This is a genomic window from Endozoicomonas sp. GU-1 (genome assembly GCF_027366395.1).
Taxonomy (GTDB): domain Bacteria; phylum Pseudomonadota; class Gammaproteobacteria; order Pseudomonadales; family Endozoicomonadaceae; genus Endozoicomonas.
In genome coordinates this window covers 4092404-4118704 of the sequence record NZ_CP114771.1, presented here as the reverse complement: position 1 = coordinate 4118704, position 26301 = coordinate 4092404, and the positions used below count along the sequence as shown (strand labels likewise).

19 protein-coding genes are annotated in these 26301 nt (G+C 47.8%); 9 read left to right on the top strand and 10 right to left on the bottom strand.

All coding sequences use genetic code 11. The annotated features are described in order from the left end of the window. Positions 1–313 precede the first annotated feature (313 nt). The 5 genes from O3276_RS17225 (at position 314) to O3276_RS17205 (ending at position 7733) form a co-directional block, all read left to right on the top strand. Positions 314–2845: a hypothetical protein gene (locus tag O3276_RS17225; protein WP_269672438.1), complete on the top strand. Its 2532-nt coding sequence runs from the start codon at positions 314–316 to the stop codon at positions 2843–2845. 80 nt (positions 2846–2925) lie between these two features. Beyond that, entirely contained in the window at positions 2926–3594 is a 669-nt protein-coding gene (locus tag O3276_RS17220; RefSeq protein ID WP_269672437.1) for a hypothetical protein, read from the top strand. A gap of 254 nt (positions 3595–3848) precedes the next feature. Further along, entirely contained in the window at positions 3849–5978 is a 2130-nt protein-coding gene (locus O3276_RS17215; RefSeq protein ID WP_269672436.1) for a hypothetical protein, read from the top strand. A 421-nt stretch (positions 5979–6399) separates the two neighbouring features. Next, positions 6400–6723: a hypothetical protein gene (locus O3276_RS17210; RefSeq protein WP_269672435.1), complete on the top strand. Its 324-nt coding sequence runs from the start codon at positions 6400–6402 to the stop codon at positions 6721–6723. Positions 6724–7151: 428 nt separating this feature from the next. Continuing rightward, positions 7152–7733: a coiled-coil domain-containing protein gene (locus tag O3276_RS17205; RefSeq protein ID WP_269672434.1), complete on the top strand. Its 582-nt coding sequence runs from the start codon at positions 7152–7154 to the stop codon at positions 7731–7733. Between the two features lie 156 nt (positions 7734–7889). Here O3276_RS17205 and O3276_RS17200 read toward each other — a convergent pair whose 3' ends face one another. The 3 genes from O3276_RS17200 to O3276_RS17190 all read right to left on the bottom strand — a co-directional run bounded on the left by O3276_RS17200 (position 7890) and on the right by O3276_RS17190 (position 12207). Next, positions 7890–9752, bottom strand: a complete 1863-nt coding sequence (locus tag O3276_RS17200; protein ID WP_269672433.1) for a hypothetical protein — start codon at positions 9750–9752, stop codon at positions 7890–7892. Positions 9753–9838: 86 nt separating this feature from the next. After that, entirely contained in the window at positions 9839–10336 is a 498-nt protein-coding gene (locus tag O3276_RS17195; protein WP_269672432.1) for a hypothetical protein, read from the bottom strand. Between the two features lie 32 nt (positions 10337–10368). Then, positions 10369–12207 carry a hypothetical protein gene (locus tag O3276_RS17190; protein ID WP_269672431.1) on the bottom strand — a complete coding sequence of 613 codons (1839 nt, stop codon included), beginning with the start codon at positions 12205–12207 and terminating at the stop codon, positions 10369–10371. A gap of 345 nt (positions 12208–12552) precedes the next feature. Here O3276_RS17190 and O3276_RS17185 point away from each other — a divergent pair, with 345 nt between their 5' ends. Then, a complete protein-coding gene (locus tag O3276_RS17185; RefSeq protein WP_269672430.1) occupies positions 12553–13065 on the top strand; it encodes a hypothetical protein in 513 nt (170 codons plus the stop codon). Positions 13066–13101: 36 nt separating this feature from the next. Here the strand turns inward: O3276_RS17185 and uxuA are convergent, their stop codons facing one another. From uxuA to O3276_RS17165, 4 genes are all read right to left on the bottom strand, one after another. After that, positions 13102–14298 carry a mannonate dehydratase gene (uxuA, locus tag O3276_RS17180; RefSeq protein ID WP_269672429.1) on the bottom strand — a complete coding sequence of 399 codons (1197 nt, stop codon included), beginning with the start codon at positions 14296–14298 and terminating at the stop codon, positions 13102–13104. A gap of 57 nt (positions 14299–14355) precedes the next feature. After that, on the bottom strand, positions 14356–15834 hold the full coding sequence (locus O3276_RS17175) for a mannitol dehydrogenase family protein (protein ID WP_269672428.1): 1479 nt from the start codon (positions 15832–15834) through the stop codon (positions 14356–14358). A gap of 26 nt (positions 15835–15860) precedes the next feature. Next, the gene (gene uxaC / locus O3276_RS17170; protein ID WP_269672427.1) at positions 15861–17282 is read right to left on the bottom strand and encodes a glucuronate isomerase; all 1422 of its coding nucleotides are present in this window, start codon (positions 17280–17282) and stop codon (positions 15861–15863) included. 197 nt (positions 17283–17479) lie between these two features. Next, complete coding sequence (locus O3276_RS17165; RefSeq protein WP_269672426.1) at positions 17480–18460, bottom strand: TRAP transporter substrate-binding protein; 981 nt, start codon at positions 18458–18460, stop codon at positions 17480–17482. A 397-nt stretch (positions 18461–18857) separates the two neighbouring features. Between O3276_RS17165 and O3276_RS17160 the strand changes: the two genes are divergently transcribed. The 3 genes from O3276_RS17160 to O3276_RS17150 all read left to right on the top strand — a co-directional run bounded on the left by O3276_RS17160 (position 18858) and on the right by O3276_RS17150 (position 21342). Beyond that, a complete protein-coding gene (locus tag O3276_RS17160; protein WP_269672425.1) occupies positions 18858–19340 on the top strand; it encodes a TRAP transporter small permease in 483 nt (160 codons plus the stop codon). A gap of 120 nt (positions 19341–19460) precedes the next feature. Then, the gene (locus O3276_RS17155; RefSeq protein WP_269672423.1) at positions 19461–20759 is read left to right on the top strand and encodes a TRAP transporter large permease; all 1299 of its coding nucleotides are present in this window, start codon (positions 19461–19463) and stop codon (positions 20757–20759) included. A gap of 43 nt (positions 20760–20802) precedes the next feature. Next, positions 20803–21342: a YgjV family protein gene (locus tag O3276_RS17150; RefSeq protein ID WP_269672422.1), complete on the top strand. Its 540-nt coding sequence runs from the start codon at positions 20803–20805 to the stop codon at positions 21340–21342. A 136-nt stretch (positions 21343–21478) separates the two neighbouring features. On the opposite strand, the gene O3276_RS17145 is transcribed toward O3276_RS17150, so the two are convergent. The 3 genes from O3276_RS17145 to O3276_RS17135 all read right to left on the bottom strand — a co-directional run bounded on the left by O3276_RS17145 (position 21479) and on the right by O3276_RS17135 (position 26093). Beyond that, positions 21479–23827 carry a TonB-dependent hemoglobin/transferrin/lactoferrin family receptor gene (locus O3276_RS17145; RefSeq protein WP_269672421.1) on the bottom strand — a complete coding sequence of 783 codons (2349 nt, stop codon included), beginning with the start codon at positions 23825–23827 and terminating at the stop codon, positions 21479–21481. Positions 23828–23918: 91 nt separating this feature from the next. Continuing rightward, positions 23919–25568 (bottom strand): hypothetical protein, encoded by a 1650-nt coding sequence (locus O3276_RS17140; protein ID WP_269672420.1) that lies wholly within the window; start codon positions 25566–25568, stop codon positions 23919–23921. A gap of 114 nt (positions 25569–25682) precedes the next feature. Continuing rightward, positions 25683–26093 (bottom strand): thiol-disulfide oxidoreductase DCC family protein, encoded by a 411-nt coding sequence (locus tag O3276_RS17135; protein ID WP_146000143.1) that lies wholly within the window; start codon positions 26091–26093, stop codon positions 25683–25685. Positions 26094–26301 lie beyond the last annotated feature (208 nt).

The following is a 26301-nucleotide window of genomic DNA, read 5'->3' as shown; positions in this document are numbered from 1 at the left end:
GCTTTTCAGTTCACCCTTATCGATTTAATTCCCAACGAGAGCGAAAACGCTCATTGCTTTATCGTTGCGCTTTTTGAAGGGTGTTTAAGTTGTTAACCAAATCAGGGAACTTAATTGTGTACGTTCAATCGAAACCCTGAGAAAAAACAGTAGATCGAATCGAAATTGCTTACTGGTACTATTTGTCTAAGTCGGAGCCTGTATGAATCCTGCGGAATTATTTACTTGTTCAAACCAAAATCCTGACCAGATTGTTGACGATTTCATCACATCCCAAGGCTCCTTTAATGGCAGCTCCATAAGCAATGCTGACATGGCCTCAAGACAATTAATCCCGCCAGATAATACAGCGGCTCAACAGGCCTCCAGCCTCAATCAATACGACGGTATCTCAAGTACCTTTGGCATTCCTTACCTTTCCGGTCTGTTATTTAAAGCGGGAATGACGGCCACATCGGAACATGTTGACCCGGTTGACCGCAGCCGTGCCAGATCGAAAATCGAGCAATTACTGCAAACTATCCAGGGCTCCATCAATGGAACCCTGACCCATGGCTCAAGAGCGCCGATTGCCGATGCCCCGGTTTGGTTAACACCCGAGGTAATAACAGGGGGTTTTACCACCGGGCAGCTGGCGGCCGGAGGGCCACTGAGTCACTATGAAATAGAACTGGCCAGTCAGTTAGGACTATCAGTAACCAGCGATCTACCCGATGATCTGGCAAACATCAGGTCAGCACTTAACCAGATCTGGTTTACTGAACCGTATTCCTGCCACCTCGAGACCATGCTTCTAAACGGCAAATACCGTGTAAACACCCCCGAAGAAGGGGTTATGTTAATTCTGATGGCGCTTCACCGGTCAGGACACGATGACGAGGCTGAACAACTGATTGAAACCATTTCCCCATATCTGGGAAGTGTCAGGTTTTTCCCGGAACCGGCCGAACAGCCCCTGCCATTAAACACGGATGAAGCCATGAGAAGCGTGGCAGAGGTACTGACTCAACTGGACAACCGCTTTGGCCCTGCCCCTGAACACAAATCCAATAACCGGCTGCGGCTGGATCAAAATGCCCTGGTATTTGATCAGTGGCTGCCACTGAAGGATCGGCTTGTGGCACTGATTCAGGGCACAGTAGAAGGGGATTTACCTTATTACAACACTGAAGGGGAGCTGTGCGGTGGCATGCCTTTGGCCAGGGTCACAACAGAGTGGTTTGAACAAGCCTCACGGTACCTGGCGGATAGAAAGCAGATAACAGAGCAACACCCCGAATTGATGTATCGTACTACCCGTAAACGTGGCAGTGAGCGGATTCTGCAACGTTCACTGGAAATATTACTGGCGTACCCGCCAGAACATCGGTGCCACTCCGATACGGAAGGTTTTCAAAAAATCCAGTTCACACTGAGAAAAACCCTGGCAGATATCCATCGCAAGCAAGGGTTTCCTGACACTGAACGGTATCAGCAAGCACTGAACCAACGCCAGGGCTGGCTTGAACACTATCAAAAGAGATATCACACAGGTCATTCCCTGATCCATCAGCTACAGCCGTTAAAAGACTGTGTTCAGGTAAAACCACAGGACCTGAACATGGACACAGCAGGATTGCCCAAACCGATAAAGAAATTACTGGCAGCAATTCAGTCAAAACCAGTGATTGAGCTGCTTGAATGGGGCGATATCACCTCAGCTGAAGTACTGGCCAGCAAATACCTGAACATCGCCGCCATTGTCAAAAGTGACAGCATACTTGACCCCAGCCTGGCCGCCTTGTTTGCACAAGTGACACAGGCTTTCTTCAAACGACGATCTGTCCTTCTGCTGAAACTTCAACATCAGGTCAGGATGGAAGAACTGCCCTGGGTAAAACATTTACAGGCAATCACCCCCTTCGACCAGGACAAAAGAGTCAAGAATGCAGACAAGCTTTTAACGGATATGGTGACTCAAGTCTTAACCTATTTTCCCCAGACCATTTTGCCCAATAGATTTATCAAATCCCTGGGTCAAATGATCGAAGAACTTCCAGAACTCTCTTTAGAGCCTCCGCTCACTGAAGAGCTTGCAGCCGATATATTCATGCATAAATTCTCTGATAAATTCCTCATGGCTGCCAAACAGGCAGCCAGCCTGATGCAGGGAACCCTTTATGAAACATATTACGGCCTTGATTACGGGAGCATTGCCAAACTTAAAACGCCGGATGCCCTTTATTGTCTGTGCAAGCAAAAAAGTGGTGTGACCAAAGAAAGCCGCGGGTTGTGGAATCACAGAACTGTTGAAAATGGCAAGATCATTGAGTGGCAACAGATAATCACCACGCATAACCTGGCCACGTTGACTGCATTGACCAATGCTTTAGACTTGCCTGAACTGTTTAGCAGTGAGAGTGGTAAGACATTGAACCACAAGATTGCCCGCTGGATAGTGATCAAATGTGTACGCTATAACCCGGCCAATCCTGATAAGATAAGGTTGCAGGAACATAAAAATATTGCCTACGCTTTTCGTCAGATGATATTTTTTCTATCTTTTCAACCCCACGATGCTCAATTATCCGTATTGGAAAAATTAAAAGTTATCCCTCGAAATCTGGCACGTAAAATTACTGATCTCTATATTGAAACACCAGGGCTTGTCAGGTTTGATGATATGAATGTTATTGAAATGATGGCAGCGGGTGAACATGATCGCAAACTTTTGGAAAAGAAACAGCGGCTAGACAGACTGAACAAAAAGAAAGAACAGGTAGACACAATGATTCATTCTCTGGAAATGGTTTTAACTGACCATAAGACACAAGAGTCCTATAAACCATTTGTGGCCTGGTTGTAATAATTATTTAACTATGTCATTGCAGTTAACTTTTAACCAATAAACTTCATAACTCTAACCAACAGAATAAGGAAGTAAACATGTATTCCATTAATTCCCCGGCGGCTAAACGTACCATTGATTCTTTTTCTGACGACGAGTCCGCTGGCTCACCTGCCAGCAGAAATGGCAGCAACATCCGCAGCATACCGCCAACCCATGAGCCGATGGATCAGTTGGAGCAAGGGCAGTCTGATCAGAGACTCTCCCTGAATGATTACTCTGTCAATAATTGTGAGGTTGTCAATACCCTGCAAAGAGAGCTAACCCCGACAGCAAAAGCCCCTTCTTATGATTACCCTGAAGCTTCGTTCAAGCGATTCAATCCAGGTGTGAATGGCGCAAGATTGCAACTGGAGATAGGCCTTGCCAGGGATCACATCCAGTCCTTTATGGACCAGCACTATCCCGGAAAATTTGCCCTGACCATTCCCGATGACAATGCCATGAAAGTGAGCGCTGAATTTGTTGCCCCTTTTGGCTGGTGGGAAGGCGCTTGCTACAAGGTTGAATTCGATTTCAGCAATACTGATAAGCACAATGAAGGGCCATCGGTCAAAGTCCTATTGGCTCCGCCGGTTGCTCATCTGTTTGGTGGAGAATTGTGCCTTGCCCAGATCATTCCGCACTCTGCCTGTCCGGATTATTGGAAAGGAGAAGATGCTGCAAAATACAGCAGCTATAATTTTGACCGGGTGCAACAATTATGAATGTGATGAATTTTCTTATTATGGACACCGACTTCTGGGAAGAAGGAACAGGTTACGCACTGAACTATCCAGATCCCAAAACCTTTCATCTATCCAGGACTTATTCCAGTCAGTTTCATCGTGACAAGGTGAAAATGTTTTCAGGGTCCGAAGGGCTTGAACGTCTGAAGCGTCATATTACAGAGGAGATCGCGTCCGTCAACCAACGGGCCAAAGGTAGCAACAGTTCACTGTCATTCGATGTTGACCCGGAAATGATCTACCAGAAAAATTTTGACCGTCCGGAATTTTCCCTCATCGAGCCCAGAGCGTACGACTTTCCAGCAGCAGGCCCCTATGGCGAAATATTTGAACGGGTAATGATCTACTCCCCCGAGGATTTGTCAGGCTGCATATCGGTGGAACCCATAGTTATCGAACCCAGTGGCCAATGGGAAGATCAGTTGTCAGTAAAAAATCAGGTGATGATGAGGCTCGAACGCAATGGAAAAACGTTGATCACTCCACACAAAGCAGACTACTTTTACCCGATACAGCTTGATCCACAAGGAAGGGTCGGCGAAATTCATATTACCCCTAAAAACCGATTTTTCATCACCTATCGTGATGATAAAGGCAAATTACTATCGTATCCTCCCGGATATAATTATTCTGGTACTGAATTGAGAATTGGATCAAAAAAAGTAGAAGTTGAACCGTTCGAAGCCTTCACCTTAAGTGAGTTAAAAGAAGTATTGAGCATGAAGCTTCGTTATATAACAAGTGACTCACATGAGTTAACCGATGTGTATTATGGTCAAAAAATGATTGAAAACGATGATGATTTGAACGAAGCAATTACCAGTTTAAAACAAGACATCAAAAATAAAAATCGTAACAGGAAACACACAAAAAGATTGGGGGTTATTTTTATTAAAGAACCATCTAAAGAATGGGAATGGTATAATCGCAGGGAGTGGAAAGTATCATTAAAACCGACGAAAACCATCGCTAAAGCCAGTAATCTGGCATTACAGTTCGAACTAACCATTTCTCCGGAGACGCCTATAACCGCCCAGCGTTACCGGGATGGCATGCAGTGGGGAATTAAAGCCAATGCCTGGCTACCGGTTATGGACAAGGAGATGCAAGTTTATGAAAAAATCACGGTTATTAAACAGCTGATTGACTTTGCCCACAAAACAATGAGGCTGCCTTACAATAGGGCCGCTCTCACCGCCTGTGATGCCAATAACATCATCATGAAGTCCATGACCATGACCATGGTCAATGCACTGAAAAATGGTGAGGACTGGCTCCCATCTCAATGCTTCCTGGATTTAATGGTGAATGCTATCAATACGCACCACGAAATCGGTGAGTTATATGCCGATAGAAAGTATCGAAACCTGAGGTTAATGGTACATGCATTTTCAGGAACACTGGCTAAGAATAACCTGAAAGACTTTGCATTTTTAATCAACTATCTGGTGTCTGCCTGGAACCAGCTGGACGGTATCAGTAGCCAGGAACGCGATGCATTAAAGCCAAGGCTAATCATTAATGCTTTTATAGAATACCTTGTCAGGGTAATGGAGCGTGAATCCAAAGATCCTGAGAAATGTGCAGCACAAGGTTTGGATAATGAAGCGGAACTCACGCTGGAAAAGATCATTAACGCCTCAAAGACTGGCTTCAGTGTGGTTGCCCATCAGCTGACCCTGCTTGTTTTTTTATTATGCCGCCAGGACTCTTTAAGCAAGCTGGCAGAGCCTGAGCGGGAACAGTTACAATCACGAATCAAAGAGATCCAACGATTTATTTCCACCAACCAGAAAGACCAGTATGCTCAGCTGATGCAACGACTGCTTCCTGATAAAAACAAATGGATAAAGCCTGTTGACTTTACCTCCAAAGAACATCAGCAAACCATCATCGAGACAGTGCTGGAAAAATTTCATCAAAGAACCCGGCAGCCAGAACCATCACAAGCCAGTGAGGATTCAGAACTGCCAATGGAAGTGGACAACAACAGAACGATACCGGGTAAGGCATTCGCTGTTCTGGATGACAAAGAGTATGAACGTCTGGATACGCAATTGAGCGAGCAACTGGCGAGATTTAAATTGCGTAAAAATGTCGAGGTAGAAGAAGAAGGGTTCATAAAGTATGAGCATAATTGCCATAACTGCGGTGGTCCTTATAAGACCAATAAAAAGCTTTATCAAACGACAAACGAGGTTAAAATGAAACGGGAAAGAGATGGTTTTGTCTACCGTTCTGGAATGCCTGTCCATAAAGAATGCAAAGAGGCAAGGCAGGAAGCCACACGAAATGCCTTTTCTCTAATCATGGCCATGGAAGCAAATTACCCTTATGTCCCCAATGAAAGTACAAACGATTAACGATCTCCAGAAAAAGTACAAAAGATTGTTCGTACCCAGTGATGCTGGACATAAGCAGCTAGCCAAACCATTAAAACTGTCCAATAATTTATCAGAGATAAAACATATTACCCAAATAAAAAAAACGTATTTAGCGACCGATAAAACCGGTACTACCTTAAGTAGCTAACCATATGGAATCATATATTTCTGACTCCTTGTTCAGGCACTCTGCTTCGTTACAACTCCGGTCACATAGCTACGGCTATGCTCCCTCCGTTGTGCCTCGCATGGCACCTGCCCAAGTAGCCAGAAATATAGGATTCCATATGGCCAGCTACTTATAAATTTTAAAGTGGGCAGTTTTTTCCATACCAATGAACGTGAGCTATTGAATTATGCAAAATAAACCAGCAATCTTAACAGGGAGAAAGGTCAAAAGATGAACTCTTCAGATTTACCCGAAAAAGTAAATCGATTAAACCAGGTGTTTGCGAAACAGGCAAACCCTGAGGATGCTGAAACAAAGGAACTGCTTAACAGTCTCTCGGATGTTATTACCAAAACGGTTGCGCACATGAGTGACAATAAAAAGCAATCATTCTCTTTTACTCAGAGTGAAAAAGATATGCTTTGTAACTCAATATTGAGTGCTATCCAGAAGACATCAGCAAGGGACCATGCAGAGGTATTTAAACATCTGGCTCCTGAAATAGTTAATAGCATTGAACAGATAATGACGATGCTACCGGCTCCGGAAACTTGAGCATCTTCTACACGCTATAAAAGTTTACTTACTTTATTGTCAAGATCCCCCCTACTCATTTTATTATAAAGTGTGGCAATGCCTGATGCCTGTGCATCTGCCACACATTGCTTACCTTCGTTGTTGTCAGATTAACAGTTTCCTGATTATTCAGATTTAATGGAACATCATGTTTGATTTAATCCAAACCACCATTCCACTATAAACCACTCTTTTTATTTCTCTCATCAATAAAACCGATGACATTCTGAAGCTCTGCTATGCTGATCATGCAGTCAGTGCATAGCTTTAGAGCAGCCATCGCCTGAATCCCGGGTTGATAAATAGCACTTTTTTTTCCCATAATTTCTAATATGGGTGCTGCATGGCTGTCTAACTACAAAATGGTTTAACACAAGGCTTTGTAACAACAAAAGACAGGTAGCTGTATGTCGCTAGAAACAAGAGTTGAGATGCTGGAGAAGCAACACCAGTCCCTCTACAACACAATTCATGGACTGGTAAAAGCGATGGCGGATATCAAACACATCGCATTGAAAAACCAGCATGAGATCATTGGCGTCAAAGTCAATATGTCCGGTATTCAGACAGAGGTTACCAGCGTTAAAGAGGATGTCTCCGAACTGGCCCAGGCCACGCTGTCCGGTTTTGAACGCACCAGTGAGTTAATGACGAATACCCACAAAATTCTGGATGATATCAGTGAGCATCTGGACACCATTAATGGTCGGCTGGATGAAACCAACAAACTGGTTGATGGAACCCATGAGCGTGTTGATGAAACCTATGAGCGATTAAACGAGACCAATGAGCGCCTCGGTGAAAACAGCGAACGCCTTGATGAAGCCAATGAACGGCTGGATGAAAACAATGAACGTCTCAGCAGTACCAATGAGTGGCTTGGTGGCATCAATCAGCGTCTTGAAGGTGTGGAGAGTCAGGTAAAAGAGGTTCGAAAAGATATTCTCACCCTTGGGCAGATGATCAAGCACCGTCTACCAGAGAAGTGATTCTCTTTTCCACTCCTTGTAAAACGTCTGGCAGGTTTGGTAAGGCCTGCCTCGTTCAACCATGAGTGCAGCCAGTCACTGATAAATACGGTTCCTGAAAATAATGATCGTAATACATGATCAATCATCATCCCTGTTAGCCGCTGCCAATAAGCATCAGATTATACCGGTAGCTTCAGGTTGATTGACTGGCAAGGACACTGCACGATCTCTTAATAACGCCTGATGCAACTTCAAAATATCCCGGTACTCAGTGTCTGACTGACCAGAGAGTGCACTGATAAACGGACTGGTGACCACTTTGGACAGCACACCCAAGGGACTCCGATGCAAACAGTAATAAGCCACTTTACCCCAGAGCGTTTTCGGCGCAGCATCAATGGATCGACTTAAATTCAACCGGAACCGGTTTAATGGATGGACGGAAATTTGCTGATCATGAGCGTAAGTTTCCAGTTCAAGAAAACAGACTGATCCGGATTCAGGTACAGGTCTACTAATATCCTGCTCATAGGCCATCAACTGCTCTTCTGAACCATCAGTGGGTTTCGATCTTCCGGAAAGATAAGACATCCCACTCAAAATCGTGATCACCAATTCATTAATGACACTGGCTATCACGATACTCTGAATTTTCCCCGGTTTAACGCCATCGGCAAACAGATGATCGGTCATCAGCTGTACTCCCAGGGTAGCGCCCCTGAAGATAGCCAATCGAAACAGAGCAAAAAATAGCCATGCCTTTGTTGGAGACAAGCCTTTGTCAATCAGTCTGGACTGTATGGCAGCGCCCAAACCAAGAACAACGGTATGTGCTAAAAGCAAGTCAGTAAACAGTTTGCGTGGGTTACTTTGTTCAGTACTGCCGGTAGCAAAATACTCTCCCCCGGCAATGGAGGCACCAACGGTAAGCATTGTCAAAACCTGGCTGCCAAAAAGTTCAATGACCCACATTTTCACACTTAAGCAGCGTTTCTCAGCGGGGTTTTCAATAAATTGACTATTGATTCCCAAGGCATTCTTAGTGCTCTGAAAACCAAAAAAACTGACCAGGCTGAGAATAACACCGGCATATTTGAACCTTTCCAATACCGGGTTGTCCGAAGGGGTTCCGAGAAAACTGGTACTGGGGTAACCCAAGGCTGTCTGTACTGCCGCAGCCACTTCATCCCCTCCCAGAAACAGTCCGGAGCCAATACAGGTAGTGGTAAAGGCATGCAAGAATGTTCTGAGGTCTGGCTCCGGATTTTTTGAGGCATGGCTTAAGGCACCACCCAAACTTCTGAACAACATTCTGCAAGCTTCCGGCGGGCTGTTCCAATGTTCAAAGTCGTGTTCAAACAGCGCCGCCGGAATAGCGGCTCTATTAGCAAAAACAGCATTGTGTGTACCATAACGACCATCATCATGAGTGGCAGTTTCCAGATGGGTCACTGCCGGAATAATAAAGTCGTTTACCTGCAGTGTTGAATCAACCACCTGATAGCTGTCAGGCCGGGAATCGCCTGATGCTGATTTCGCCAGTCGATAATCCATAACCCGCCGCTCCCCGAAATCAAGAAGACAGTGAATACTCTCCGCCTCACATTCCTGATCATCGCTCACCCAGAAACCACCCACCGCCGTTGCCTCAGTAATACCTGAACTGCTTTCCACATTGACCATGATGGTCTTATCATCTTTACAGATAAAGCAACCCGGTTTTGGCGCATTTAAGGAACAGGTAATCGTTAATTCATTGGGAATATTATTTTGGCCCTTTGATTGAATAATAAAGCTGACTGGACCTTCTTTTAATTTTTCTGCCAGGCTTGCAACCTTACTACCCGACCTCTCTATCATTTCTATCCCGGGCAAAGTATCTTTCTGTCTGAGTTCGACCGCAATTTGATGGGGCAGTTGTTCAGCAAACTGCTGAGGTATGGACTCTACTTCCTTAGAAGTATTGATCGGTGTTAATGAAAAATCATTGTGCTGGAACTGAGTTCTCAGACTCAGAGAAGACCCTGATTCAATCATACCGATAACATCCCAATTTGTTTTTAAAGATAAGAGCAGCGATCAAAGAAAGCAAAAATCAAATCATATGAGGGCTCTGCGTCTTGTCAGAACCTGGGTGTCCTGATTTTAGCCACCACGGACTCGAGATAGCTGACCATGTCCGGGAACAGGGATTCACAAATGGCCTGATGCTCCTCTGTTTCTGTCTTTTGCAGAACCGTCTTCATCATACTGTGCAGTTCAGCCTTCTCCTGCTCACTGAACGAATAGTGATGATCCGGTTCGTGGTGAAGAAAACCCACCATTTCTGTCAGTCCATAACTGAGCGCCTCAAGGACAATCTCCCGGTCAATCTCTCCCGACTCAAGCAACCCTGTTAACAGTTGCTTCACCTGAGTTATCTCTTTATCAATATCGCAGGGATCATTTTTGCCGGATATGGGTTCTGCTTTTGAGTTCAGGTAATTGTCTTTAATAAACTGCTTAAGCTCTCTTTCTTTAACGGTATCGGTTTCTGATACGGCAAGATCATCCTCGGTAAGACCCGGGCTTTCCTGGAACAGTGAAAAATACTTTTCCTGAACATAATCATCGTAATCCATGATCAATCATCGCCTCTGTTAGCAGCATCAGATTATACCGGTAGCCCACTGGCTTCAGGTTTATTGACAGGCAGGGACACTGAACGATCTTTTAATAACGCCTGATGCAACGTTAAAACATCGCGATATTCAGCGTCTGACTGACCAGAGAGCGCACTGAGAAATGGGCTGGTGACCACTTGAGACAGCACGCCCTGAGGATCCCGATGCAAACAGTAATAAACCACTTTGCCCCAGAGTGTTTTCGGCGCAGCATCAATGGATCGGCTTAAGTTCAACCGAAACCGGTTCAATGGATGGACAGAAATTCGATGATCATCAGCGTAAGTATCAAGACCTTTGGCTGATTCGGACTCAGTTGCCGGTTCCCGGATATCCTGTTCATAGGCCATCAGCTGCTCTTCTGAACCATCCGTGGCTTTTGATCTTCCGGAAAGATAAGACATTCCACTCAAAATCGTGATCATCAGCTCATTAATCACATTGGCGATCACAATACTCTGAATTTTCCCCGGTTTAACGCCATCGGCAAACAGATGATCGGTCATCACCTGAACCCCCAGGGCCGCACTCCTGAATATGGCCAACCGAAAAAGGACAAAAAACAACCATGTCTTGGCCGGAGACACACCTTTGTCAATCATCCTGGATTGCACGCCAGCCCCCAGACCAAGCACAACCGTCTGTGCTAAAAGCAGGTCAGTAAACAGCTTTCGAGGATTACTTTGTTCGGCACTACCGGTAACAAAATACTCGCCCCCGGCAATGGCGGCAGCAATGATAAGCATCGACAGAATTTGACTGCCAAACACCTCCATCACCCACATTTTCGCACTTAAGCAGCGTTTCTCAGTGGGATTTTCAATAAATTGGCTACTGACTCCCAGGGCATTCTTAGTGGTCTGAAAACCGAAGAAACTGGCCAGGCTGAGCGTGATACCGGCATATTTGTACCTTTCCAATACCGGGTTATCCGACGGTGTTCCGATAACACTGGTACTGGGAAACCCCCTGGCTGTTTGTATTGCCGCCGCGGCTTCATCCCCGCCCAGAATCAGTCCGGAGCCAATACAGGTAGTGATAAAGACATGCAAAAAGGTTCGCAGGTCAAGCTCCGGATTTTTCGAGGCATGGCTCAGAGCGCCCCCCAAACTTCTGAACAACATGCGGTAGGCTTCCGGCGGGCTGTTCCAATGGTCAAAGTCGTGTTCAAACAGTGCCGCCGGAATAGCGGCTCCGTTGGCAAAAACAGCATTGTATGTACCATAACGACCACCATCATGACTGGCATGTTCCAGATGGGTCACTGCCGGAATAATAAAGTCGTTTACCTGCAGTGTTGAATCAACCACCTGATAGTTGCCAGCCGGTGAACCGGTTGATTCTGATGTCGTCAGTTGATAATCCATAATCCGCTGCTCCCCGAAATCAAGAAGACAGTGAATGCTTCCCGTCCCATCTTCCCCCTCACCACTTATCCAGAAACCATTTGCCACACTTTGATAAATGTCACCTGACGTGTTTTTAACATTAATCATGATGTTTTCATCATTTCTGCAGATAAAGCAACCCGGTTTTGGCTTATTTAAAAAACAGGTGATCATTAATTTATCGGAGGTATTATTTTGGTCTTTTGATTGAATAACAAAGCTGACCGGACCTTCTTTTAATTTTTCTGCCATGCTTTCACTCTTGCTTCCCGGCCTGCCTTTCATTTCCATGCCGCACAGGATATCTTTCTGTCTGAGTTCAACCGCGATTTGATGGGGCAGTTTATCAGCAAACTGCTGCAAGACACGCTCTTTACCATTTAACTGTTCAATGGGTGTTAATGAAACAGCATTGTCTGGTAACTGAGTTTTAAGGCTCAAAGGAAACCCTGATTCTATCATACCGATAACATCTCAATTTATTTTTAAGACAGGAATAGCGACCAAAGATCCCAGAAGCCAAAATTCCACAGTGTGAAAATAGCTATAACAAACAAAAGCTCAAGTTTTTATATATATAAAACGTAACTTCTGACTGATACCTGACAATGACAATTTTGTGCCCTTCAGAATCAGGCGGTAGTACTATCGAATTCTATAAGTAGCTGGCCATATGGAATCATATGGTTAGCTACTTACGACCATATCCTGTAAATTCTGGTTATTCCACAAGTAGCCGATAACACGGTAGCCAAATACCTTTATCGGATTCAGGATGAACACATCATGGACAAGGATAGCCCCGGCAACGGCTCTACCCGACAAAACGATCAGGCCATGTCCGGGATAAAGAAGCGAAGCATCATCTCCCAGCAGGAGGTAAAGCGGACGTTACTGTCCAGTGCAGATTTCACCCGCCCGGAAGTAAAACCCCTGGCAGAGAGGCTGGTCAGCCAGAAACCCACCAATCTGACCGAAGCATTACAGCCACTGAAACAGGGTGTCGATTACGCCTCTGACCTTATACACCGGCTGCAAGATACCCACCCTTCTGCACAAGATGACAGGCGGCAACACGCAAACCGCATCACAGACACCATTCACCTGCTGGAAGGTTTGCAGAAAGCCCTTGAGAAAGAGACAAAAGATCTGTTCAACGCACATAGCCAGACAGAGACAGAACCGCAGAACGGGACTTCTGACAGCCATGCCCTCTATCTGGAGTCATCAACGTTACTGAATACGCTGCAGTCGTATATTAGAACGTTAGAAAAGATGAAGTCGACGTCTGTTGAATAGGCAGTGGAACGACGCATTTCTCACTGACGGTTGTTATTAAAGGCTCCGCTCGATACCCATCATCAGACCACGCAGTTCCGCCAGACCGCGCATACGGCCAATACAGGAGTAACCCGGGTTGGTCTGTTTGGCCAGATCGTCCAGCATCTGATGGCCATGATCCGGACGCATCGGAATCAGACAGTCCGCACGTCCCTGTTCCTGACGGCGATGCTGCTCAATAATCAGTGCACGGGTCACGTCGTACAGGTTAGCCATGCCTTCCAGGTGATTGGCTTCATAGAAGCTGCCATCTTCCTCCCGCTCAACACTGCGCAGGTGCACAAAGTGAATGCGACTGCCCAGTCTTTCCACCATGCCCGGCAGGTCATTGTCTGCTCTTGGACTGAGCGAGCCTGTGCAGAAAGTAATGCCGTTATGGATACTGTCCACTGCCTGGGTAATGCGCACGAAATCGTCTTCGGTACTGGCAATACGGGGCAGACCCAGAATCGCCCAGGGTGGATCATCTGGATGAATACACAGGCGCACACCGGCCTGCTCAGCTGCAGGCACCACCTCGCGCAGGAAAGCAAACAGGTTCTGCCGCAACCCTTCCGCATCAATATGGGCATAGCTGTCCAGGGCCTGCTGGAACTGCTCCAGGGTATAGCCTTCTTCAGCACCCGGCAGACCTGCGATCAGGTTCCTGGTCAGGCGTGCGATGTCTTCTTCGGTCATGGTGGCAAAGCGTTTTTTAGCCCTGGCCTGATCGTCTTCACTGTAATCAATCTCTGCACCGGGGCGTTTCAGAACAAACAGTTCAAAGGCGGCAAACTCAAAGCGGTCAAACCGCAGTGCACGACTACCGTCTTTCACCTCATAGGCAAGATCTGTCCGGGTCCAGTCCAGAACCGGCATAAAGTTGTAGCAGACCACATCAATCCCGCAAGCGCCCAGGTTCTGCAACGTGGTGCGATAGTTTTTCAGATGACGCTGATAGTCACCGGTGCGCTTCTTGATATCTTCTGATACCGGCACACTTTCAACGACGGACCAGCGCAGACCGGTTGAGCGGTCTTGTGCTTCATCCCACTCAATTTCACGCTTGCGCTTTTCAATCTCCGCCACGGTCCACACTTCACCGTTGGCAATGTGGTGCAGGGCAGAAACGACACCGGTTGCCCCGGTCTGCATAATGTCACGGATGGTTACCGGGTCTTTGGACCCGTACCAGCGCCAGGTCTGTTCCATGGTGAAATCCTCATAAAGCGCCGCTACCCCGTTGTGGATAGCGGCCAGATAGGTCGTTTAAATACGTTCCGCCAACAGAGCTACGGCCTGTTTGGCACCCTGCTCACGAATGGTGTTGTAGGCGTCGGTTACCGCTGCAACAAAGCGCTCATTGGCCGCCAGAGCAGGGTCGAATACCGCATCCATTGCCAGGAAAGCCTTAACCAGCTGCGCAGGCTCACCCTGATGGGCAATGGCAACGGCCTTCAGCTGCTCAGCCATCGGGTCACGGACATCAATCTCATGACCCTGCTCATCCGTACCGGAGACATAGTGCATCCAGCCACCAATGCCCAGGGCAATAGCCGCCAGCGATTTCTCTTCCGCCAGCAGTGTTCTTGCGGCATTCAACCAGCGCTGCGGCACTTTCTGGGAACCATCCATGGCAATCTGCCAGGTTCTGTGTTTCAGCCCCGGGTTGCTGAAGCGCTCAATCAGTTTCTCGGCGTAGCTGGCAAAGTCAGTGGCTTCTGGCATTTCCAGGGTGATGGCCGCTTCATGGTTCATATAGTGACGGGTCACTTTCACGAACTGTTCATCCTGCATGCAGGCGTCAATGGTCTCATAACCGGCGAGGTAGCCAAGGTAAGCCAGAATCGAGTGACTGCCATTGAGCATTCGCAGCTTCATCTCTTCGTACGGTTGCACATCGGATACAAACATCGCGCCGTCTATCTTGTCCCATTCAGGACGCCCCATGGTGAAGTGATCTTCAATCACCCACTGACGATAGGCTTCGGTGACAATGGCACCTTTGTCAGCAAAGCCCAGGTAAGACTGGACATCGGCAAAGCTCTCTTCCGTCATGGCCGGTACGATGCGATCAACCATGGTGCATGGGAAGGCCACGTGTTCACGAATCCAGGCGGCCAGCTCTTGATCCATCGCCTCTGCCATCTGAATGACCGCTGCCCGGGCACGTTTGCCATTGTCGGGTACGTTGTCACAGCTTAATACCGTAAAGGGCAGCCGTCCCTTAGCCTTACGCTGTCCCAGTGCCGCAACAATCACGCCCAGTGCCGTCTTCGGGTTATGGGTATTTTCCAGGTCATGGGCGATCAGCGGGTTGTCGATCATCAGTTCGCCGGTTGCCGGGTTCAGGCAGTAGCCCTTTTCGGTAATGGTGAGAGAGACAATGCGTGTGGTCTCTGCCGACATAATCTCCAGCAACGGCCTGCGGTCTTCTTCAACGGCCAGTGACCGGGCGATGGCCGTGGCCAGTTTTACGGTACGGGAGCCGTCCGGATTCATCTCGGTAACGGTGTAAGCGTTGTCCTGCTCCTGAAGTTCCTGAACCAGCTCCTGACCGCCAAAAATGTTGGCTGCACAGATTCCCCAGTGGAACGCCCCGGTAGCGGCAATGGTTTCATGGGTGTACAGCGCCTGGTGAGCACGGTGGAAAGCACCCAGGCCAATATGAACAATACCGGCGGTCAGCTCGGTGCCGTCGTAGCCATTGGCTACGATTTTTTCGTGTTGCAGCTTTTTATCAATCATTGCAGCATCTCTGGTTGTTAATGCGATTACAGGCGATAAGCTTTTTTGGCCAGTCCACTGGTCAGCTCAAGGGCCAGGTCAAAGGCTTCTTCTTCGGTAATGCGGTGCTCACACACCAGAGATGCCAGGAAGTTACAATCCACACGACGGGCCACATCGTGACGGGCCGGAATACTCAGAAATGCACGGGTATCGTCGTTAAAACCAACGGTGTTATAGAAACCAGCGGTTTCAGTCACCATCCGGCGGTAACGCATCATGCCTTCCGGGCTGTCGTGGAACCACCAGGCGGGTCCCAGCTTCAGTGCCGGGTAATGACCTGCCAACGGTGCCAGTTCCCGGGCATACACATCTTCATCAAGTGTGAAGAGGATGATGGTCAGATTCGGGTCATTGCCCACTTCATTCAGCAGCGGACGAAGGTTGTGGACAAATTCAGCTTTCAGCGGAATATCGGCACCTTTATCCGCACCAAAGCGCTTGAACAGTGACTGGTTATGGTTACGGAACACACCACAATGAATCTGCATCACCAGGCCATCGTTCTGGGACATGCGGGCCATTTCCACCAGCATATGGCCACGGAACTGATCGGCTTCCTGTCCGGTAATAGTACCTGCCAGAGCCCTGGTCAGCAGATTCTGGCACACCTCATCGGTTAACACCGTGGTATAAGGCGTCGGATAGCTATGGTCTGTTGCGGTGGCCCCGGTGCTTTTAAAGAAGGCACGACGCTTGCGCAGGGCGTTGAGGTAGTTTGACCAGTTATGGATATCCTCGCTGGTCTGTTCCGCCAGCAGCGCCATATGCGCGGCAAAATCCGGATGCTCAGGGTCCGTTACCGAGTCAGGGCGGAACGTCGTGATCACCCGGCCTTTCCAACCACTGTCGTTAATACGCAAGTGACTCTCCAGCGTATCCACTGCCGTTTCGGTGGTGGCCAGAACGTCAATATTGAATCGTTCATAGAGACTGCGTGGCAGGAAGGCGTCGGTTTTCAGCTGTGCATCAATGTGTTCATAAATTGACCGGGCGTTTTTACTGTTCAGTGGCTGATCAACACCCAGCACTTCGGTCATGGCATGATCCATCCACATACGGCTTGGGGTGCCACGGAACAGATGGTAGTGATCGGCAAAAACCTGCCAGGCTTTGCGTGGATCCTGTTCTACCTCAGTCATTGGATCTTTGGCAGGGATACCCAGGCTTTCCAGGGTAATGCCCTGGCTATAGAGCATACGAAAAGCGTAGTGATCAGGCTGGAGCAACAGAGCCGCTGGATTACCAAAAGGCTGATTGTCAGCAAACCAGGACGGGTCAGTATGACCGTGGGGGCTGACAATGGGCAGATGTCTTATTTCCTGATACAGGGCACGAGCTACGCTGCGAATGCTGCTATCAGCATCAAAAAGGCGGTCGGGGTGTAGCGAATAAGCTTGGGACGACATAACGGCTGCTAACTGATCGATGGGTTAGTGACAAACATACCTTTGCAAAACTGTTATACCAAAATAAAGAAATTGGACCATCCTTTTTCAGGAAAGGGCGATATGGTTTTGATTTAAGCGCAGTTTTACAAACGACATCAACTTGGTAAAAAGAGGACCGCCGTATGGCGGCCCTTTTTTCAGTGGCAGAAAGCGAATCAAACGCCCGTGTTGCGAATTTCTTCAACAAGAACGGACAGCTCTGCATTGTTTTTCTTCAGTGCTACGTACATCGGCTCAACAGATTTCACGAAAGGGGTCTTGTCAATAGACATAAAGGTAACACCCATTTTCTCTTCTGCGTATTTGCGGTTCTTGTCTTCCGCAGCGGCCCACAGCTCTTTCATCTCCATGGTAGATTCACGGGCAGCCTGCTTCAGTGCGGTCTGTTCGTCAGCGCTCAGCTTGTCCCAGCTAATCTTGCTGATCACCAGTACGTCCGGGATCATGGCGTGTTCACTGAAACTGAACTTTTTGGCAACTTCACCGTGACGGCTGGTCACAAAAGAGGTGATATTGTTTTCTGCCGAGTCCACCACACCCTGGTCCAGTGCGGTATACAGCTCACCGTAAGCCAGCGGGGTCGGGGATGCTCCCATATGCTCAACCATACTCACCGCTGTCGGGCTTGGCTGAACACGTACTTTCATACCTTTCAGGTCCGCAGGAGACTGAATGGGCTTGGCGGCATAGAAGTTACGGGAACCGGCATCGTAATACGTCAGGCCGATAAAGCCTTTATCTTCGGAAGAAGCCAGAATCTTTTCACCGATGGCACCCATGGTCACCTGATAGAAGTGATCTCTGTCCCGGAACAGGTAAGGCATGTTGAACGCTGAGTAGGAGGGCTCAAAAGACTCAAGTTCACTGGCATTGGACTTCACCATATCCAGGGCACCAATTTGCAGCAGCTCTGTGGACTCACGCTGTGAACCCAGGGTGGCATCAGGATAGATACGCACATTCAGGGAGCCTCCGCTGAGTTCCTTGGCACGCTTGGCCATGAACTGCATAGCTTCATGCACCGGGTGATTCCGGTCATGGTTATGGCTCAGCTTCAGTGTGGCGGCAGATACGGAAGCGCTGCAGGCCAGTACTGCAGTAGCAACGATACTACTAACCAGCTTATTGATTGCCATTTAGATCACCTTTCTTACTGTTTTTAAGAAATAAAGGCGGGAAGCCTGCAGGAATCAAGATTGAGTCTGACTGGCTCCAACCCACTTGTTATACCAATGTGCGGTAGGCTATCTCAGTCGGACCATCCAGTAAAAGACAGAAGTTGTAAATCTCTGTGGTATTTTCAAATAGTTTGACCAATATCAAAAAAATGGGGTTGGGCTGCTACATGGCCATTCCAGACTATTAATGACAACAATAAACTGAAAAAAAACAGGATGTCTCAAATTCCAATCTCTTTGACCTGCATCAACAAGACGACAGGAACTCTCTCCTATCATAGCGCGACACTCAATATTGGTCAGACCAGCTTGCCTTAACTCGGGCAAGTGGACAGGAATCAGGTAGAAATCTGTCATGCAAGCTCTTATTAATGCTGTAAACAGGTCATTAGCAGGCCTGGTGATTCTGCTATCGTGCGCGTTGGTAGCCTGTGTCGTATGGCAGGTGTTAAGTCGGTATCTGCTGGGGGATCCGAGCACCATCACCGATGAGCTTGCCCGATATCTTTTCATGTGGACCGGTCTGATCGGTGCCGCCTACACCTCCGGACAGAAAAAGCACCTCGCCATTGATCTGCTGACCATGAACCTGACCGGTATGCGCAAACGCATCTCCCAGCTGTTTATTGAAGCCACCACCATTTTGTTCGCGTCGGTCGTGATGATTTACGGCGGCGGCAAACTGTTCCTGAAAATACTGGCCATGGGACAGGTCTCCCCGGCACTGGGTATGCCGATGGGCCTTATCTATCTGGCGCTTCCGGTGTCTGGCGCATTGATCCTTTTTTACAGCCTTCTGAGCATTATCGACCTCCTCCGTGGCACGGCTGATGCCTGATGGATGGCCCTGAATCGTATTAAGCAGCTTTTCAGCGTCTTATCACGCTGGCCCTGATCACTGAACAATGCGGGCACCAATCAATAGTCCCGGCATTATCATAAAAACTGGAGAAACATCGTGGATTGGCTTTCAATAATTGCTCTGTTTGGCACCTTCGCGGTCCTGCTGGCATTAGGGGTACCCATCTCTTTTGCCATTGCCCTGTCCAGCCTTGCATCCATCTTGCTGGCACTGCCTTTTGAACCTGCCATTGCCGTTATTGCCCAGAAGATGGCCACCGGCCTTGATAACTTTGCCCTGCTGGCTATCCCTTTCTTTATTCTGGCGGGCAACATTATGAATAATGGCGGTATCGCCTCCCGTCTGATCAACTTTGCCCAGATTCTTACCGGTCGCCTGCCCGGTTCTCTGGCCCACTGCAACGTCATGGCCAATATGCTGTTTGGCTCTATCTCCGGTTCTGCGGTGGCTTCTGCGGCGGCGATTGGTGGTGTAATGTCGCCTATTCAGAAGAGCAAGGGCTACGACCCATCGTATTCTGCCGCGGTCAATATTGCCTCCTGCCCAACCGGTCTGTTGATTCCCCCCAGTAATACCCTGATCGTTTACTCCCTGGTCAGTGGCGGTACTTCCATTGCCGCCCTGTTCCTGGCTGGCTACCTGCCGGGTATTCTGATGGGGCTGGGCATCATGGCTGTTGCCGGCATTATTGCCAAACGTCGTGGTTACCCGGTAGAAGCCCGTCCGACCTTCCGACAGTTTTTGAAAGTCACCTGGGAAGCATTACCAAGTCTGTTCCTGGTCTTCCTGATCATGGGTGGCATTATCGGCGGTATCTTCACAGCCACAGAAGCATCAGGTATTGCTGTCGTCTATACCCTGGTACTGGCCATTTTCTTTTACAAAGAAGTGTCGTTGAAAGATTTGCCAGGCATCATCTTGAACTCAGCCATCACCACCGCCATCGTTCTTCTGCTGATCGGTGCTTCCATGGGCATGTCCTGGGCCATGACCAATGCCGACATTCCTTATATGGTGTCCGAGGCTTTGCTGGCATTGTCTGATAACCCAACGGTTATCCTGCTGACCATTACCCTGATCCTGCTGCTGGTGGGTACCTTTATGGATATGACGCCAGCCTTGCTGATCTTTACGCCCATTCTGCTGCCAGTAGCCATGGACCTGGGCATTGATCCTATTCACTTCGGTATTATGATGACCTTCAACCTCTGTATCGGTATCTGTACACCACCAGTGGGCAGTGCACTGTTTGTTGGCTGTTCGGTCAGTGGCGTGCAGATCTCGGATGCCATTAAAAACATCCTGCCGTTCTACGCCGTTCTCTTCATCACCCTGCTGTTAGTCACCTTTATCCCGGATATCAGTCTGATCCTGCCACGCTTGTTTGGCTTCTGATTACCGTTATTTACAACAGAATCTCCTTCGGGAGATTCTGCCATTGATTAACAGAGAAACCGTGATGTTTATTGCCCAGCTTGTTGGTGGCTTTGCCTTCCTGATCGGCATCATGGCCTTTTGGCAAAAAGATGATGTGAAATTCCGCTATCAAATGACTGCCTTCAGCCTGGTGATGGCACTGCACTTTGTGCTGATGGGGGCAACCGTTGCGGCAATAGGTGCGGTTATTAATAGCCTGCGCAGTTATGCATCGGTAAAAAGTCAGTCAAAAATTCTGATGGCCATGTTCATTGTTTTGCTGATCTGCCTGACACTGCCCAATGTCGAGCAGTGGTATGAAGTTCCCACCATTATCGGTTCGGTTGTTGCCACCTGGGCCCTGTTTTCTGCCCGAGGCATTCCATTACGATCACTGATCCTGTTGAACTCCTGCTGCTGGCTGGTGCACAACCTGTTGACCGGGTCTATCGGTGGTAGTCTGATTGAGGCAACGTTTGTGGTTACTAATAGCATTACCATTTATAAGCTTTATAAGGCAGCTGTTGTATCAGTACCGGTAATTCAGGAAGTTAAGCTGTAATAGGGTCACTTGGCTTTCTTCGTTCCCACGCTCAGTGGCTAATGCATACCTGCACCGTGCGGTTTTTCACTACCCATGAAAATGCAAGAGTTTAGGTAATTCCCACGGGGGGCCCGTGGGAGTGAGGCCAGAACGCTTAAATATCCCACTTCACGCTGACAGAGAAGTTACGGCCTGGCTGAGTGTAGCGGTTAAGTTCAGGATCGCCAAAACTACGACCACGGACATCTTCCAGTAACCAGTACTTTTTATCAGTGATGTTAAACAACCCGGCTTTTAACGTAACATCCTCCACAGGACTGTAATAAGCCGTTAGATCTACAAGTCCATAACCTGCCGGATTAAACTGGGTTTTACCTGTTGGCACTTCGGAGTCACTGACATCAGAGTCACTTTTACCTTTAACCAACGTCCAGGCAAGCTCACCACCGTAGTTTCCGGAAAGGTCATCATAGCCAAGACCGATCACAGCAGTTATGGGCGCAACACTGTTCAGCTTTTCATTATTTTCTTTATCTTCACCATCAGCATACGCAAGAGACCCTCGTAGTGTTGTTCCCATAGGGGCACCGATTGTTTCGTCAAGCCATAATTGACCCCTGAGTTCTACACCTTGAATCTCAGCTTTACCAATATTCTGTGCTTGAGTGATTCCTCCGGTGTATGTTTGGTCACTCATATCAGTGAATGTATCTATGAAGTTTGAGTAGCGATTATAAAAAGCTACAACTTCAAAACTACCTCTATGATTATCACCTCTTAAACCAAACTCAACAGACTGGCTCTCTTCTGCTTTCAAGTCCGGGTTTGATATAGTTTTATAGGGTTTACCATCGAAGCCTACACCCTCATGGGTATAGTACATATCGTATAAGTCCGGTGCTTTAAACCCTTGGCTATACTGACCAAAAACGGAAAGCTCATCGCTCAAGTTATAAACAGCACCAAGTCGGCTAGTCAGCTTATTCCCTGTACTTTTTTCCAGCTTATCCCCTCCTGGAGAATACTTATAGCTGTCAAATCGTACCCCGGGGGTTAACACCAATCGGTCAGTTAAAGTAATTTCATCCTGAACAAAAAGGCCATATGCCAGCTTATCAACACTTGGAATGTACGTTTTGTCAGCAGGATCTTTCCCGGTCTCGTAACTGATATTTCTGTTTTCTGTTTTTACATCATTGACATCAAAACCATAAACAAAGCTATGCTCGGTATTGCCTAACTGAACCTGTTTATCAAACTGAGTCGCCAGCTGAATGCTTTTTTCTCCATAGAAGTAAACATTCTTACGGTCATTGTATCTACTTGTGGCCGGGATCCAGGTCGTCTGGTCCATCTTTGAATCTTGCCAGTCCAGCTGGGTTCTCAGACTATCAAAAGCAGTGAGACCTGCCTCCCATTCATGAAAGGCACCAATTCGCTTACGGCTGGCAATATCTTCGCCTGTTGTACCGCCTGGCAGCAGTTTTTCTCCTGACTTCAGCTTAACCTTAGTCTTAGCGTCCAGGTATTCACCAGTCAGACCAACTCGATGATCATCGTTTACCTGATACTGTAATTTACCCAGAAAGTTATTGCTGCCAGTATCCAGAGGATCAGCAGCGCCTCTTGCATTACCTTCAATATCTGCACCACTATGAGTTTCCAGTTCTTCAACATCTCTTCGGGTATAAATCAGCATACTTTCAAGATCACCTGTACGATTTGCCAGGGTGAAAGTTTCTGCAAAGCCATGATCTGCACTGGTGTAACTACCCTTTACCGAAGCAGTAGTATCATCACCATCAGACTTCAGGTAATCAGAGGGATCTTTTGTCTGATAAGCAACAATACCCCCAATAGCATCACTTCCATAAAGGCTTGATGCAGGCCCTTTAACAACTTCCACAGCTTTAATGGCATCAATATCAATAAAGTTTCTTTGTGACCGCTGGTAAGTAAAACCAGAGTCAAACTGCTGCGGCTGGTCTATGCCATCCACCATAATTTTAACCCGGTTGTCTTCCATACCCCGGATATTAAAACCTTCAGACCCGGTACGACCATCGGAACCAACACTGACGCCCGGCTCGTAACGAACCAAGTCTCTGATATCGGTAGCCAGCTGTTTTTCCAGCTGTTCTTCGTCCATAACTACGATCGTTCCAGCAATATCTTTCAACTGCTTCTCAGAACGTGCAGCGGTTACCGTAACCTGATTCATCAGAGTCGGCTGATATTTTTTATCGGTGCTTTCTGTGGCAGTTTCAGCCAAAACAGGCGAGGTTTGCGCAAGAGAAACAGTGGCCGCCATCACAGCCAGCGCCAGCGTATTTTTTGAAAACTTCATGAATTTCAATCTGTACCAGTGTGGGCTGTGACAGCCACCAATTGCCTTCTGACAGTCGCCAATGACCGCCTGCTTCTTCTGATTCTCATGCTGAAAAAAATACGCAATGAGAATAAACAACGGCAGGATAATAATTATAAAAAATATCAAATGCAAATCATTATCATTAAGTTTGATATAATCACAGACGACTACGGTTGCATTTCCACGCAGAGCGAGGCTGTATGGGTATTAGCGCTTTCCTGAACTAGTCTTTGGGAACATCATGACACCGTTGATTCTGATAGGGTGATGTTTTGAATTTTTTGAAATCATCAACAACCATCTGATGGGTAACCTCGCCCAGGCTCTTTCCCTCATCTTTCAGGCGCTGCTTGACTCGCTCCCAGCGATCAGGGGTCAGTGAGCCAATGATGTCACCGGTTATGTTATTTACTAACTGATACCGGTCTTCATAAATATGGAGGCGGACCCTTTCAGTGCCCCGGTTAACCACCAGATTGTTACGGTCAGTTTGTTGCCACTCATTTCTTTGCAGGGTTTGCCGCTGGGCTTTGGTCAATGTTTGTTTCCCTTGCAGTGCCAGCACCAGCTGGAAATCCTCCTCTGCCATGTCCAGAATCGCATCTTCATCAATGGTGACTTCAGGGTGATCCTGTTTCAGTTTTGCCACCAGTGCCCGGCGCTCCTGATCCTGGGGTGAGGGGGTTGTGGTGCTCAGGCGCTTGCCTTTTCTGATGGTCTGTTGCATTTCAGCAAGCTGCGCGGGATACAAATGGCTTGAGTCACTCAGGCGGTCGTAACGGGAAATTGCTTCGAAACTTTCAGTGATTCTTTCCACTTTTCCCGTGATGATCATGATGTTTTGTCGTGTCTTTTGCTGATCCGCAGCACTGATATCGGGCATTTTCAAAATGAATTGCAGGCTTACCAGTTGTTCTCTCAGTGCGTCAAAGTAACCGTACAGATGGTCGTCGTCGCCCCCCTGTAACTGATTGGGCATCACCGGCTTGTTGGCATTGATCAAACCCCGCAAAAAGTTGGCGCGATCATTGACTTCCTTTGCGGTTCTTGCCTTGTGCAGTTGTTGCAAGAGGATATTGCACTCGTCGTAATAGCCCTTGATCAAAAAGTGTTTTATCTCTTCGAGATGGACACTTATCTGATTTTGCAGCTGATCAAACGTCTGTGGGCTTGTTGAAGCTTCGTTGCACAGAGCACTGCGCACTGCTGCTTGCCACAGCGCAAAATGCTTTATCAATTCCGGTCCGTAACGTTTCTGATAGGCGCTTGTAATGGCGTTTATTTGTTCATTAATGTTTTCCTGCCTTGCTTCCAGCTGAGCACCTGCACTGGAGCCCTTATCGACTTTAGTCAGCTGGTCAGCCACTTGCTCTAACTCTAAAGCCCGCTTTTTAACCTTGTTGAGCAGGAAGATTTTCCCTGTTGGCAATTCTGCTGCTCTGCTGCCACCTACTGCACCCGCCACGGGCAAGGAATGCTCATCTCTGGCAGATGGAGGACTCAGTACAGAGCCTGGCGCAGACGCATCCCTGAGCCTTAGAACGGGAGGTCGGAGTACGAGTGTCGGGTTCCTCTGTGGCTCTATCGTGACGGTTTTACTGCCAGAAGCTCCCCCGCGCTGGTGGAAGTGGAAAAGGGTGGCATTCACTGGTGCAGGGACGAAGTGATCCCAATGGGTGAATGCGGACAGGTCACATTGATGCTGGTGGGTTTTGGTCTGGCAATAGCCGGAGCCGGGCACGTCAGCCAGGCAGCATTGCCTGAAGAAGGCGGTCACTTCCTTTCGAATCTCTGCCAGGCGGGCCGAAGGGGCAGTAGAATCTGAAACGCCAACGCTGAGTTTGGAAACCAAAGGCAGGTTCATATCTAGCATACAGATACTTCCATAATTAACTGTTGAGATACAAGCCCATACGCTGGTTCAGTTCCTGTTTATGGCTTGAGATGTAACTTTTAGATACCCGGTTGGAAAAATAGTTCCCGAGTACTAGGGTTTATTACACTCATTTTTACCCAGTATTGGCCCCAGGCGGCGGGATAAGCCATGACGGTTCTTCGCAAACAGTTCGTAGCCAAAATCAGCAATGCAGGCAACACCTGGCCAGCGTAAAGGGGCAACCAGGCACCCCATGCCTACAGCTTCCCAGGCCGCCAGGGTTGCATCCACTCCCTTGACTACACGGCCATCAGCCAGCTTCGCGTGAATAACCCGATCCAGTTCTGCCAGGTCAAATTCCGGGTATTTTTCCTGAAAACCATCCTGTCTGATATCAACCAGCTTCAGTAAACCTTTGCGGTTCTTTTTCGCCAGATGATCGACTTCACGCATGCACAGCGGGCATTCTCCATCGTAGAAAAGCGTAACAGGCAGGGATATTTCTTTTCTTTTTAGCACCATAACCGTAATCACCGAAGGTAAATGATTTTTCGAGAATGTAAGCAACCTTGAATAAACGTTTTTTTGCCAATTTTACGGCCCGGGCAGTGCTCCAGATCAAACCATTGGCGGATATTACTTATTAGCACAAACAATGCGAATTATTATCATTCATGTTATTGAACACTATTTATGCTTCGAGTAACCTACGCTGCTGTTAGGTCATTCA

Bases quoted from the DNA above. Each gene is read 5' to 3' on its own strand.
- O3276_RS17225 (WP_269672438.1), top strand. From the start codon at position 314: ATGGCCTCAAGACAATTAATCCCGCCAGATAATACAGCGGCTCAACAG.
- O3276_RS17220 (WP_269672437.1), top strand. From the start codon at position 2,926: ATGTATTCCATTAATTCCCCGGCGGCTAAACGTACCATTGATTCTTTT.
- O3276_RS17215 (WP_269672436.1), top strand. From the start codon at position 3,849: ATGATCTACCAGAAAAATTTTGACCGTCCGGAATTTTCCCTCATCGAG.
- O3276_RS17210 (WP_269672435.1), top strand. From the start codon at position 6,400: ATGAACTCTTCAGATTTACCCGAAAAAGTAAATCGATTAAACCAGGTG.
- O3276_RS17205 (WP_269672434.1), top strand. From the start codon at position 7,152: ATGTCGCTAGAAACAAGAGTTGAGATGCTGGAGAAGCAACACCAGTCC.
- O3276_RS17200 (WP_269672433.1), bottom strand. From the start codon at position 9,752: ATGATTGAATCAGGGTCTTCTCTGAGTCTGAGAACTCAGTTCCAGCAC.
- O3276_RS17195 (WP_269672432.1), bottom strand. From the start codon at position 10,336: ATGGATTACGATGATTATGTTCAGGAAAAGTATTTTTCACTGTTCCAG.
- O3276_RS17185 (WP_269672430.1), top strand. From the start codon at position 12,553: ATGGACAAGGATAGCCCCGGCAACGGCTCTACCCGACAAAACGATCAG.
- uxuA (WP_269672429.1), bottom strand. From the start codon at position 14,298: ATGGAACAGACCTGGCGCTGGTACGGGTCCAAAGACCCGGTAACCATC.
- O3276_RS17175 (WP_269672428.1), bottom strand. From the start codon at position 15,834: ATGATTGATAAAAAGCTGCAACACGAAAAAATCGTAGCCAATGGCTAC.
- uxaC (WP_269672427.1), bottom strand. From the start codon at position 17,282: ATGTCGTCCCAAGCTTATTCGCTACACCCCGACCGCCTTTTTGATGCT.
- O3276_RS17165 (WP_269672426.1), bottom strand. From the start codon at position 18,460: ATGGCAATCAATAAGCTGGTTAGTAGTATCGTTGCTACTGCAGTACTG.
- O3276_RS17160 (WP_269672425.1), top strand. From the start codon at position 18,858: ATGCAAGCTCTTATTAATGCTGTAAACAGGTCATTAGCAGGCCTGGTG.
- O3276_RS17140 (WP_269672420.1), bottom strand. From the start codon at position 25,568: ATGCTAGATATGAACCTGCCTTTGGTTTCCAAACTCAGCGTTGGCGTT.
- O3276_RS17135 (WP_146000143.1), bottom strand. From the start codon at position 26,093: ATGGTGCTAAAAAGAAAAGAAATATCCCTGCCTGTTACGCTTTTCTAC.